The following is a 12674-nucleotide window of genomic DNA, read 5'->3' on the forward strand; positions in this document are numbered from 1 at the left end:
CGTTTCTTTTCGTACTAAAGATATAATAATCTTTGGTTCTTTTTTGCCTTTTAACAAAAGTTAACGTGTTAAGAAAGAGAAGTTATGATAGGAAGGATATTTGATTTACAGCGTTATTTTATGGAACTTTACGTGAAGTTGTTATATTGACGTTTCAGATAGATAGCGTAAAGGATAAAATGGCACATAAACATACATACGATGCGGAAGGCAAGCAACTTTGTTGTACAGCAGAAGAAAAAATATATGCCAAAGCAGGCGCAGCAAACTTTATAGAAGAAGATGATTGTTGTGGTACAAAAAAGCACCGTCACGAAGAACATGATCATGGACACGAACATTCCAACATAGACGGCAGCATTTTCAAGATGTTTATGCCTGCTGTTATTTCCATCGTGTTGTTGCTTGCAGGGATTGCCATGGATCATTGGTTCCCACAAATCTGGTTTACAGGTTGGGTAAGGGGCATCTGGTATGTGGTTGCTTATATTCCTGTTGGTCTGCCCGTGCTCAAAGAAGCCGTGGAGAGTATGGGTAAGGGCGATGTATTTTCAGAGTTTTTTCTCATGGGTATTGCCACGATCGGTGCATTTGCCATTGGCGAATATCCGGAAGGTGTCGCTGTTATGTTGTTTTATAGCGTTGGTGAAGTATTTCAGACGATGGCTGTCTCGAGGGCAAAATCAAACATTAAATCCCTGCTTGATCAAAGGCCTGATGAAGTAACCATTTTAAGAAACAATGAACCACAAACCGTAAAGGCGGAAGCCGTAGACATTGGAGCGATCATACAGCTGAAGCCGGGAGAAAAACTCGGCTTGGATGGTGAATTATTATCAGACTCGGCATCGTTCAATACATCAGCATTAACCGGAGAAAGTAGACCCGATACGAAAAATAAAGGCGAAACGGTTTTGGCAGGTATGATCAATCTCCATACCGTATCACAAATAAAGGTAACAACAGCTTACACCGATAGCAAATTGAGTAAGATATTGGCTTTGGTACAAAATGCATCCTCCCAGAAAGCACCGACGGAATTATTTATACGAAAGTTTGCTAAAATCTATACGCCTATCGTGGTGTTCCTTGCCATCGGAATTACGTTTTTGCCTGCATTATTTGTTGCGGACTACATCTTTACCGATTGGTTGTACCGGGCATTGGTATTCCTCGTTATTTCCTGCCCTTGCGCTTTAGTTATTTCGATACCGTTGGGTTATTTTGGCGGTATCGGAGCAGCTAGTAGAAATGGTATTCTGATAAAAGGGAGTAATTTTTTAGATACGCTTGCCCGTATCCAAAATGTGGTCATGGATAAGACCGGAACAATGACGGAAGGCGTTTTTGACGTACAAGAGGTTAATTTTAGTGCGGAATTTGATAAAGATGAAATGCTTCAAATGGTTAATGTTCTGGAAAGTCAGAGTACACATCCCGTTGCCACGGCAATTCATCATTATGTCGGAGACGTAGATCATTCCATCGAGCTTGTCCATACAGAAGAAATTGCAGGCCATGGACTGAAAGCTACCATTCATGGAAAAGAGCTGTTGGTAGGTAATTTCAAACTGATGGATAAATTTGGGATCGAATATAATTTAGATCTCGACCGTATTGTCTATACGACGATTGCCGTTGCCTACGATCGTAAATTTGTGGGGTATATGACGATTGCAGACAATATCAAAGCGGATGCTCAATTGACGATTGATAAGTTGAAATCTCTCGGTGTAAAGTCAACCATGTTGAGTGGTGATAAGCACACCGTTGTAGACCATGTGGCCAAAACTTTGGACATTCCGAATGCATTTGGAGATCTATTGCCGGAAGATAAAGTAAATAAGATAAAAGAGATCAAAGCCAAAGGTGAAAGTGTTGCTTTTGTCGGCGATGGCGTGAATGATGCGCCTGTCGTGGCATTGAGTGATGTCGGAATAGCGATGGGTGGACTGGGAAGCGATGCTACGATCGAAACGGCAGACGTGGTGATCCAAGATGATAAACCGAGCAAGATTCCCATGGCAATTCATATAGGCCAGCAAACGAAGAAAATCGTGTGGCAAAATATTGGACTAGCTTTTGGTGTCAAAGCCATTGTGCTTATTCTTGGGGCGGGAGGATTAGCTACCATGTGGGAAGCTGTTTTTGCCGATGTGGGCGTAGCGTTGTTGGCCATCTTGAATGCTATAAGGATACAGCGGATGACATTTTAGGTTAGCTTGCTGTACTCGATCTTAGCATGATGGCGAGGATCTCTTGGTAGCTGCTGGAATTTTACGGTTGTTATCGAGAAAGGCAGTTGTTGAAGTTCTGCTAGTACCTGCTCCTTTATGGATTGCGTTTCCGCTGTTAGTTCAATAAATGCACTTATATCGGTGCCGTCAGAAAGAATCGTTCCTATTTCAACGCCGTCGATGGACTGCACGTAGTTTTCAAAAACAAAAGTTGAGAGCCAATCTTCTCCTTGGGGGATGAGCGTATTGCACCTTCCTGTGAGAAAGAGGCGTCCATCCCGGATATAACCGCTGTCGCCCGTTCGGTGCCAATAGATACCATCAATCAAGATTTTATTTGCCCGAAGCGCTTGTTCATTTTCATAATATTGTGTGAGCACGTGAGGACCGGAAACAACAATTTCACCCCATACACCCTCCGGCTGTTGCATACGTTCAAATGCTTCCAAAGAAATATCGAAAAGCGGTTTATCTGTAATCGGAATAATCTTTACCTGTGTTTTATGAAAGATTGCACCGACCGGTATACCTCGTTTTAAGTTGAATGTAGAGGTTTCGGATGCCAGTTCCTCAACGGCAATAGAGCTAATAGGCTCGGCTTCCGTAGAGCCGTAGAGAATTCGAACATTTTTAGTCGGGAATGCTTTGTTGTATAGTTTCGCTTCTTTTAAAAATACAGGTGCGCCACCGGTAAAGATATCGTTCAGTTCCGGCAATGAAATTTTATGTTCGTAAATGTGTTCGGCAATACGCTTGATAAAATACGGGGAAGCCACCAGTCTAGTAACCTGATAATTTAAAAGCTGTTTTATTATTCTTCGAGGCTGGATTTTCGTAGGTTTTGATGGGTTGAAATCAGCAATCACCGAAGTCGATCCCACGGCAAGATTGATAAGCAAAACAATAGGCAACACGGACATGTCTACGTCCGATGGCTTAGCTTGGATCTCCTCCTCCAGCGCTTTAAACTGTTCGTATAAAAAACCATGTGTCCGTAATGCTGCTTTTGGCGTTCCGGTACTGCCTGTCGTAAAGGTAATAAGTGCCGCATCTTTCAACAGTGTCTGACACATTTGGTCATTTTCCTTTCCAGAATAAGACAATCCTAACTTGATCGGAATCTGCCGGATGCCTTTAGAAAAGAAACGCAGCATATGAGCTTTCCAACTACCGACAAATGCTTTGCAATCCGCGATTTGACAACAGGTATCCAGACGATCTATCTTGCTCCATTGATCGACAAAAACGACGGTTGCTCCCAGATAGAACAGCGCCAGCACATTTCGGTATAGGTCAATGCCCATCGGTACAAACAGTAAAACCCGATCACCTTTTCGGATTCCTTTTCGTTTGAAGTAATTTGCCGTTAGCCGAACATGCGGTGCGAGTTCTGAAAAAGTAATTTTATCACCGTTTTTATCCCAGATAGCGGTTTTGTCAGGATACCTTTCGGCGTTATGTATAAACAGATCAGCGATGTTAAATGGATTTTCCATAGAGCGTGTAGGTTTTTAATAGATGTCCATTGTACTGATCGGATAGGGGAGTTGCGTCTCCTTCGTCAATCATCAAAGCATAAATAATCTGCTGATATTCTTTCGTTACGGCTTTTTGATAAAATTCATCAACTAATACTAATCCTAGACCCCGATATAGTCGTTTGGGACTGCGGGCAAGTGTTTTGATGATTAAGGTTTTGCCAGCTCGGTTTAAAAGATCATCTGTGCCCAGCAGAACGCCGACGATTTCGCCCTCGTGTTCCGCAATTTGGACAAACTCGGGTTTCAATACAGATTGCAACGGTAGGTATTTTTCTAAAAAAGACGATTCGCTGATCGGGCTGTACAGAAAGTTCTGTTTAAAAGAGTCGTGTAAAAACGGGTGTAGCTTTTTTAAATCAGCCACGTAATTGTCCCTATCTAATCCCCGAATGATAACCCCATCACGAAGCAACCTGCTTTTTAACTTGTCAATTTTTTCATTTCGGCGTGGAGCAACGGCGGCTATGGCCGAATAATAATGTGCTATCGGCTCGAAGCCTATTGATTTCCACTGTTTGGCATAGTAAGGTTCGTGTTTCATCTCCATAAAGAACAAGGGTTTTTCGGGATGATTATGAAAGCGGTAGTTTTCCCAGGTTGAACCGTTCATTGGACCGATGAGGAAATCTACGCCCTGTTCTTTAGCTTGTTTTTCGATGGTCTGAAACAGTTGACTTACCGCCTCCTCGTTTTCCTGTGCCTCGTAAGCACCTACCAGCCCAACATTTCTATCTTTATATGAAATACCCTTATTGATGTACAAAACGGCTTTTGCGAGATAAACACCTTGCTGTTTTACCGCGATGCCTGCATAGTAATGATCCGTGGGCATACGTTCATTCCCCTGCGATACATTTATTTGGGCAAATGTGTCGGATTGTTCTTTGGTATAGATTTCGGTGATCATTAGATTATCCATGATTGTGTCAATAACATACTCGCTATGACTGTAAACGGAATCGAAACGTTATCGTAGCCGTCACGGCTAACAGCTTCGGCAATAGTAGACAATAATGCTATAAACGCGAAAGCGAACATTTTACTCGTATTCATGTCAGATAAATACAGGTATCGCCAACTGATGACAGCAATCAAAAACGCACTGATAAAGAAGGCTAGGGATCCTGTTGCGGTTTTCGTAGCTCCAGCTATTCGATAAGAACCCCACGGCCATTTTTTGCCACACAATGCCGCCAAAGGGTCACTGATAGCGAGTATCATGATGGGAAGATAATAATAGATGTATTGATGTCCTTGATGGCTGTACGAAAGATAGCAACCATAAACGGCTACAGGATAGGCTAAGCTACCTACTGATTTGCGGTCGATTGCGTTGATAGATTTTAGCAGATTGAAGCGTAGCGAACAGATTAGTATGACCGCAAATGAAGCACACAATAACAGTACCCACCAATGGTTGTCCAGTAGTACAGGAAAAAGTAAGGCCAGCAGTCCAGTGCCAAGATGCACAAACTTTCTTGTCAACTCGACTTTTACTTTAAGAACGTGATACAAGAACTCTCCGAGTGCAAAGAGTAGGAGATAACATCCTGCGAGGATAAGTGTATTTTTTAAGTTCGTTTCCATTACTTTTCTTCCACGATAAATTGATTGTAAAAGAAGCCGTTGTCATCCGCTGTCAGCTGTTGGGACAATTTGCTCAGATAGCGTACTTCGGACGGAAAAATACCGGAGATACGGCGTGGCACCATCAGATTCCAATAGCCTATTCTGCCACCATCTGCTAACAGATTTATCAGTTTTTCCGCCGTTTCCGTAAAGAGCTTTTTATCCATGTATTCGAAGATATTGGATAAATTCATGCTATTAAATTGTCCGTAATCCTGGGCTACCTGCTCGGCAAATCCTTGACGGATAACCAAGCTGTCCAAATTGCCCTTTATTTTATGGTAAGATTTCGGTTGCAGATAATGGGGCAATAGTTCGCCGAAATTCCCTGTTAGGTTATAACGTAATATCGGATTTTGTTGGGCACTGGCTTTTTTCAGCTGTTTTTCAGCTTTCTTGAAAATGTAAGAAGAAACGTCTATCCCTACTTCTTTTAGGAACTGCGGATCACGCCCCCATTTCCCCATGACCAAACGGCTAAAAAAGATATTGAAGAATAAACGCCAACGCCAGCTATTCCATTTTTTGTGGTAAAACTGGACTTGTTCCAATTCGTCCTTTGGTGCCAATAATTGCTCCACCCGTCCTTTACTGTGGATGAAAGGCAATACGCTTTTGGCAAACAGCTGAAAATACCGCTCGAATTTCCCTTGATGTATAATGCCTCGGGTTATTGTATCGGTATGTCGTTCCCAATATTGACGTACGTCAGCGGTTAATTCCTGTTTTAACTGTTGGAATAGTTTCAGTCTGTCTGCCCCCTCCTGAAAACCTAGAAAGACAAGTATATCGTCATAATCCAAAGAACGGATAGCAGCTTTCTTCAATTCTACGAGATACAGTTGCGTCAGATTTACGTCTACCGCGACAACCAGTTCGGGATCAGCGGTAAGTAAGGAAAAACTGTTGTCACCAGCGGAAGCGATAGATAAAATTTTCGAACCATTTTTAGGTGCTAACCCTTGGAGCAGTATTTCCGGGTCTTCCCAACAATTGGCGTAGCGGATAATGCTAAAATCAACTCTTTTATCCAGATTACCCATGCTGGTGACGTTCTTGTGCTTCGTCCAAAATCTTGATTTCACCTGTACTTCCATCCATCTCGAGCCAATCACCTGTTTTAACACGGGACAATAGACCTGTTACACTGACAATACAGGGAATCCCCATTTCCCGGGAAACGATCGCCGAATGACTCAGTAGGCTGCCACGTTCCACAATGATGGCTCCCGCGCTGGGAAAAAGCGTTACCCATCCGGGGTCGGTACTGGTTGTCACCAAAATATCGCCATCCAGGGAGTTGATTTCGTTTGGATGATGTACGACACGGGCTCTCGCTTTGACCTGTCCCGGACAGCAACCAATTCCTTTTAGGTCGCTTTCGGTTATCTCTATCTTGCTTTTGCTGTAAAAATCGTTACTTTGGTATACAACGCCGTAGGTACCAATGCGTTCGGACGGCATAGGCATCTGCTGAAAGCGCTCATGCTCTTCCTTGCGCACGGCAACGAGTGATTTGAGGTCGGTCGTTAAGCTCCGTCCTTCGATATAGGCAAAAATTTCTTCTTTGCTCAAAAAGAAGATATCACGATCAAATTCCAGTATATCTTCCTCGTAGAACCGCTTGCCGATATAGGTGAAAATCTCCCGTACAATCCCAAAACCTCTGGTTCGTTCATAGCGTAGGTTTTCGCGTGCACTCACCAAATTGCGGGTGCGCTTCAATGTTTTCTTAAAAATCCATTTTTTGAGCGGCTTATGGCGCAGCGCCTTTTTCATAACAGCTTCTGCATCTGTACGGAGCTTTTCCTCGATTTGATTTGAAGTTTTAGCTGTTGTGATTCCCGACTCGACGTACGATTTCAGCACCTGCACAAATCGTGATGGATCTTGCGTATAGGAAATGGTTTCCAACTTTAACTCCCCAACACATCGCTCCCCAAAATCGGTGATGTATTGTTCAATCATCTGTTTTGTTTTCTTGCTTTCGGGGAGATGGTCGTATAGCAAAAACTGCCAGATATCCTCAGGTGTTTCGCGGAGGAACACTTGTTTCAAATAGGGTGTATCTGAAATATAGGTCGCGATCTCGACACTGAGGTGGATTGGTTGTGTGGAGATAATGTCAGCACTACCGCATAAAAGATCGTTATGAATATTCGGATGGTTTTCTTTCGTATATTCTTCACAACGTTTTTTGAGTAAACCAAACCATATCATTGCAAAAAAATCATTGAGTAGCGGCGCTTTCCACTGATGGAGAAGTGTCCGTTCGAAATGCAGGTATAAATTCATCAGTTCGCTGGCGTCCTTCGATTGAAAATCTATTCTTTTGTATTTGTCGATCGTGCGATCCAACAAATTTTTAAATGCTATCCGCTGTTTAGGCAAGGTTCTGAAATGTCCGTACATTTTTACGATCATTTTCAAAATACGTCTCCATGCCTGTCCTTTTGACAATAGATAACTTTCGGGAACATCGAAACTCTCCTTAACGCCCATCATTTGCTCCATGAAACGCGCATTTAGACTGTATCCCGGTAACATGGCCAATAAATGATACCAGGAGCGTAAATTGTAATATACCCGACCGTTGATGAACCCGAGCATATTCGCAAATACACGTTGATGGCGATGGATTGTCTGCTCATCTACACCCAATATCGATACAAATATTTTGTAGGCGGTTTCGTACGATTGGCTGATAAAAGAAAAGGTCAACGGTGTGGTTACACCGGGGTATGATTCCACAATATTACTGTTGTCCCATACGATGTATTCGCTGGTTGGATCGGGCAATTTGGAAAGTCCGGTTATCGGCCGCGTCTGTAAGATATACAGGTTGTCGTCCTTCACCGCAAATTCAACATCCTGATACAATCCGAATGCTTTTCTCAACTTGTTCAATAGTCGATCCAGTTGCCAAATAACACCATCTGAAATCGCTTGGTCATTCTGGTTAATTCTTGGTACATCCGATAATACCACTCCGCCAATGCCATCTGGATTTAGTATCATTTGCTGTTTTTTGCGAACGGTTTGTCGGTCGAGACGTCCATTTGCAATGATATAGTTATCTGCTTCCAATTCTCCGGAGACCAAACCCTCGCCCACACCAAATACAGCCGATATGAGTTTCTCTTTCCGGTGTCCATTTACGGGATTCATACCCAAAGCGACTCCCGCGGCATCAGCCTCAATCATTTCCTGTACGATAACGCCTATGCCCAGACTTGGACCGAGACGATTTGCCTGTCGGTAAGCATGCACACGTTCCGAAAAAACGGAGCGCCAGACATCCTTTATGCGCTCCAATACCTGCTCTTTTTTGACGTACAGATAGCTTTCAAACTGTCCGGCAAAAGAGTGTTGTCGTCCATCTTCGTCCAACGCAGAAGAGCGTACCGCCAAATAGGTAACCTCCGCGAACTGTGTATTTAATTCTGCTTGTACGACAGGCGGGAAGACATATCGGTCGATAGCATGCAATACATCTGTCGTGCGCTCGATGGAAGACACGTCCTTAAAAACCTCTGCAAGAAAATCAGCCGGCATTACGGCCCATTTCGGAACATGCAGACCTAACTGACCTAATTTCAGTAGATTTTTAGCTTTACCGCCTATCGCCGGATGCTCTATATATTGATATTGATTACCTTGAATAAAAATCATTTGTTTCTTCTTTCTGAATGCAGGTTGTTATCCAAACAAGCGTTCCAACATGGGTACACCGCCCAAGCTGAGATACATCGCAATTGTCCATCCTGCCGAAGTTAATTCAATCATTTTTGCACGCTTACTTGACCTGTTGTTCATAAACAGAACGGCTGGAATACAACTCCATATAAATATAGCGGTTAAAATGATATAAGCAAGTATACCGTATCCGGCATAATACGATGCAGCTATACTTAACAGCCACGTAACGAACAAAATAAATAGCCATAATCCTGTCGCTTTTTTAGCACCAAGTATATACGAATAGGTTTCTACGCCAACTTTTTCATCGGATGGATTTCTTATTTTCCGACCAATTTCGAGCACGATGCCGTTCATAAAAGAAACCGCAAAAAAGAACAGCAGTCCTTTTGGCGCATCAACACCTGCCAACAACCAATCCAGCCCACTGGCGTAGATATCAATCAGTGGAATAATCAGCATGTGCGAAGTCACGTACCAAAAGGGACGCTTTTTCAGCCAATCTGCTACAAAAAACTCTTTGCCCATCAAACAGAGGTAAAAAATTACAATGCCATAAATAATTAGCATTTTGGGAAAGAAAATAAGATTGATGGCGATTTGCGCTAAGAACAGTACGATACCCACTAATCGCAGTTCTTGAAGGGAAATTAACCCACGTGGAACAGGTAATTCTTTACGGTACATCGCATCTTCTTTGGCATCCTTGAACTCGTCAAATATCCTAACCAGTAAAAAAAGTGTAACCGTGGTAAACACGCCGACCAAAAAATGTTGCCAGGAGATAAAACCCTCCACACCTCTAGAAATTCTGGAATAGGCTATTGCCGAAAAACTAAAGGCGCTAATCAAAATTCCGTGTGCCAACAAAGGAAAACGCTCCCGTTGATATACCCAGAAACGCTTGAAGAAAGAAGCGTTGTTTTCTTCTGGATTGCTGTATTCATTTTGTTGTGTTTTCATCCTAAAATCTTACAAATAAACTACCCAAAAAATGGCTCCTGCAAAAATGAAACTGTCAAACCTATCCAATACGCCGCCGTGTCCAGGGATAAGGTTGCTATAATCTTTTAAATTACACCGACGTTTGTACCAAGAAGCAAGGGCGTCGCCTACGAATGCTGCCGTACAAATGAGTAGTGGCGAAAATCCTATCGCATACCCCGACATATTTAACCACTGCATGACAAACAACCCCGTAGCGATTCCCATGGCATACCCGCCAACAACACCTGCTATAGTTTTGTCCGGACTAATTTTGGGTAGCACTTTTTTCTTTCCAAAAAGCTGACCTGTAATTTGGGCAAATCCATCAAATGTAAAGACGACAGTATAAACGTATAATACCCGCTCTAACGCAACTTGACTAGAAAATTGATAAAAACAAAAAGCTAAGACCATATAAGATAGGATGGATAGTCCTAAAAACAATACTCCCTTGTTTGACGAACGCCAACCCCCAACAATTTCATATGCACCAATGATCAGTAATACAATCGCCAGATAGCGCATAATTCCATATTGGATACACCAAACGGTTATGCTAACGGCAAGGAGGTAGAAGACATACTTCACCCAACGTGCTTTCCGTTGCTCAGCATCACTCTTCCTGTTGAGTACGAATATCGCTATCCCACCGATAGTGAAAAATATGACGATTATATAGAATAATGTCCAAAACATAATCTATGATATTTTTTGTCGAAAGAGGAAGAATGCACTCTTTAGATTGGAACGTAGCTTGGGTAGTGATACAACCAAGAGCAATTCCTCTAGATAAGATAAGCAGCTGACGACCAACATAAAATAAAAATAGGGTTTCCAAAAGCCAAAGAGAAAAAAGGTGAATATAAATATGCCTTGAACATACCCGACGGCCTTGCTTGACCATAAATGAAAGCTGGGAAAACGTCCAAACCGAAATAAAGCCAACAATTGTGGAAGGAACCATAATCCTATCAACAGTATAAATTCAAACCGATATTCTTCCACGAAATCTCGTTCCAGTACAATCATACCGACAAAAGCCATGATATAGGTCCCGATATCCGCTAAGGAATCCAATCTTGCGCCCAGCTCGGTCTGCAGTTTGAAAGCGCGGGCAATCAGACCATCCAAAATATCCGTAATCAGATTAATGGATAGGAGGGTGATGAACAAATTTTTATCTCCGCTAACAATAGTGTATATAATAAATGGTAACGCTAAGATGCGGTAAGCAGACAGTGCATTCGGCACATTCCAGATATTTTCCTTGTTGGTTGTCATGGCGGTCTATTTTTTTCGTCCAAATTTCTTGTGTGCCTGCGTGAAATGTCCGGCAGATAAAGCTGCGGCAATCGAAAGTTCGCCTGCGAGAACAAGTGCTCCACATATTTCGGCAAATTTCCGGGCTTTACCCGCACCATAACAATCCATCATCTCTAAGCATTCCCGTTGTGTAGGCAGATGGGTTCCGCCGCCTACCGTGCCTACTACCAAATTAGGTAACGTTACACTAGCATATAAAGACCCGTCTTTATTTAGCTCCATCCTGGTAATGCCGGTAGCGGCTTCTGCCACACAAGCAACATCTTGGCCGGTAGCTAAGAATAAAGCTGCTAATCCATTAGCATAATGCCCCTGTGCGCCAATTGCGCCACTCTGTATAATGCCTATAGTAGAGGAACGCCAATATTCGGCCATTAGTTCTGGTGTGGTTTTGAGAACCTTATTGACAATTTCCTCCGATAACATAATCTCGGCTGTCACTTTTTTTCCGCGGACATTGGTGAAGGACAAAGCCGTTGCTTTCTTGTCGCCCGAATAGTTACCTTCAATAAACCACAACGTGGGTTTGGTTGGACATTGTTCTACGATATATTGGCAAATGGCATCCGTACAGATCGTCACCATATTTTGTCCTGCCGCATCACCTGTATGATATTCCAAGGTTACGATGAGATGATTGCCTTCGATTTGGATTTTGATATCCATCAATTTGGCAAATCGACTGGTCTGTCCGACGATTTCTTTCAACTTGTCAACTTGTGGAAGGAGCCAAGCTACAAAGAGTCCCAGATCGGCTATATTCTCGAATTTGAAAACCGGGCTACGTTGTACGCCCTCTAACAGACAGATAGAGGTAATGCCGCCTGCTATGGAACAGGCCTTTGCACCTCGATGGTACGAAGCGACTAAAGCGCCCTCACTCGTAGCCAATGGTACATAAAAGTCGCCTTGGGCAGATGAACCGATAATATTTAACGGACCGATAACGCCTGTCGGAACACGGGTCATGCCGATATAATTTTCGATATTACCGTTCAAAACTGCGAGATCTTCAAAGATTTTATTATCGATGAGGTGGGGAGCATGCGTAGCTGTTTTATTTTCTAAAAAGGTCTTTCGTTGCCGAACGCCATCTGCGCTTACCTCTGGTTCGAAGGGTAAGGTGTTTTCCTCGCTAGGTGTGGAAACTTGACGATTCCTAATATTTCCAATAATTTGTTCTATCTTCTGCACGGTATTGATAATATGCAGTGCGGTGCTTGCTTTTTCTAGTGATGACGCCATGATTTTTTTGTTT

General features: G+C 42.8%; 10 protein-coding genes. 1 reads left to right on the plus strand and 9 read right to left on the minus strand.

Annotated features, from left to right (window positions below; genetic code table 11):
- The first annotated feature begins 179 nt into the window (after positions 1–179).
- Positions 180–2216, plus strand: coding sequence for a heavy metal translocating P-type ATPase (locus H8B17_RS12560; RefSeq protein ID WP_190309576.1), 2037 nt, complete (start codon positions 180–182; stop codon positions 2214–2216).
- Here H8B17_RS12560 and H8B17_RS12565 read toward each other — a convergent pair.
- The 9 genes from H8B17_RS12565 to H8B17_RS12605 are packed head-to-tail and all read right to left on the minus strand — an operon-like array spanning position 2213 to position 12661.
- Complete coding sequence (locus H8B17_RS12565; protein ID WP_190309577.1) at positions 2213–3733, minus strand: AMP-binding protein; 1521 nt, start codon at positions 3731–3733, stop codon at positions 2213–2215. The genes H8B17_RS12560 and H8B17_RS12565 overlap by 4 nt on opposite strands.
- Positions 3717–4697: a hypothetical protein gene (locus H8B17_RS12570; RefSeq protein ID WP_190309578.1), complete on the minus strand. Its 981-nt coding sequence runs from the start codon at positions 4695–4697 to the stop codon at positions 3717–3719. Before H8B17_RS12570 ends, H8B17_RS12565 begins: the two co-directional genes overlap by 17 nt.
- Positions 4685–5365, minus strand: a complete 681-nt coding sequence (locus tag H8B17_RS12575; RefSeq protein WP_190309579.1) for a diacylglycerol/polyprenol kinase family protein — start codon at positions 5363–5365, stop codon at positions 4685–4687. The genes H8B17_RS12570 and H8B17_RS12575 overlap by 13 nt, the downstream gene beginning before the upstream one ends.
- Positions 5365–6450, minus strand: a complete 1086-nt coding sequence (locus tag H8B17_RS12580) for a DUF3419 family protein (RefSeq protein WP_190309580.1) — start codon at positions 6448–6450, stop codon at positions 5365–5367. The genes H8B17_RS12575 and H8B17_RS12580 overlap by 1 nt, the downstream gene beginning before the upstream one ends.
- Entirely contained in the window at positions 6443–9079 is a 2637-nt protein-coding gene (locus tag H8B17_RS12585; protein ID WP_190309581.1) for a PEP/pyruvate-binding domain-containing protein, read from the minus strand. Before H8B17_RS12585 ends, H8B17_RS12580 begins: the two co-directional genes overlap by 8 nt.
- A gap of 27 nt (positions 9080–9106) precedes the next feature.
- The gene (locus tag H8B17_RS12590; protein ID WP_190309582.1) at positions 9107–10069 is read right to left on the minus strand and encodes a UbiA family prenyltransferase; all 963 of its coding nucleotides are present in this window, start codon (positions 10067–10069) and stop codon (positions 9107–9109) included.
- A 9-nt stretch (positions 10070–10078) separates the two neighbouring features.
- Positions 10079–10789 carry a phosphatidate cytidylyltransferase gene (locus H8B17_RS12595; RefSeq protein WP_223816548.1) on the minus strand — a complete coding sequence of 237 codons (711 nt, stop codon included), beginning with the start codon at positions 10787–10789 and terminating at the stop codon, positions 10079–10081.
- 3 nt (positions 10790–10792) lie between these two features.
- A complete protein-coding gene (locus H8B17_RS12600) occupies positions 10793–11374 on the minus strand; it encodes a CDP-alcohol phosphatidyltransferase family protein (protein WP_190309583.1) in 582 nt (193 codons plus the stop codon).
- A gap of 6 nt (positions 11375–11380) precedes the next feature.
- Complete coding sequence (locus H8B17_RS12605) at positions 11381–12661, minus strand: hydroxymethylglutaryl-CoA reductase (RefSeq protein ID WP_190309584.1); 1281 nt, start codon at positions 12659–12661, stop codon at positions 11381–11383.
- Between the last annotated feature and the right edge of the window lie 13 nt (positions 12662–12674).

The organism is Sphingobacterium arenae (assembly GCF_014692505.1).
Classification (GTDB): Bacteria; Bacteroidota; Bacteroidia; order Sphingobacteriales; family Sphingobacteriaceae; genus Sphingobacterium; species Sphingobacterium arenae.

Excerpts from the sequence above, each read along its gene's own strand:
- H8B17_RS12560 (WP_190309576.1), top strand. The coding sequence starts at position 180 with ATGGCACATAAACATACATACGATGCGGAAGGCAAGCAACTTTGTTGT.
- H8B17_RS12595 (WP_223816548.1), bottom strand. The coding sequence starts at position 10,789 with ATGTTTTGGACATTATTCTATATAATCGTCATATTTTTCACTATCGGT.
- H8B17_RS12600 (WP_190309583.1), bottom strand. The coding sequence starts at position 11,374 with ATGACAACCAACAAGGAAAATATCTGGAATGTGCCGAATGCACTGTCT.
- H8B17_RS12580 (WP_190309580.1), bottom strand. The coding sequence starts at position 6,450 with ATGGGTAATCTGGATAAAAGAGTTGATTTTAGCATTATCCGCTACGCC.
- H8B17_RS12565 (WP_190309577.1), bottom strand. The coding sequence starts at position 3,733 with ATGGAAAATCCATTTAACATCGCTGATCTGTTTATACATAACGCCGAA.
- H8B17_RS12570 (WP_190309578.1), bottom strand. The coding sequence starts at position 4,697 with ATGGATAATCTAATGATCACCGAAATCTATACCAAAGAACAATCCGAC.
- H8B17_RS12575 (WP_190309579.1), bottom strand. The coding sequence starts at position 5,365 with ATGGAAACGAACTTAAAAAATACACTTATCCTCGCAGGATGTTATCTC.
- H8B17_RS12585 (WP_190309581.1), bottom strand. The coding sequence starts at position 9,079 with ATGATTTTTATTCAAGGTAATCAATATCAATATATAGAGCATCCGGCG.
- H8B17_RS12605 (WP_190309584.1), bottom strand. The coding sequence starts at position 12,661 with ATGGCGTCATCACTAGAAAAAGCAAGCACCGCACTGCATATTATCAAT.
- H8B17_RS12590 (WP_190309582.1), bottom strand. The coding sequence starts at position 10,069 with ATGAAAACACAACAAAATGAATACAGCAATCCAGAAGAAAACAACGCT.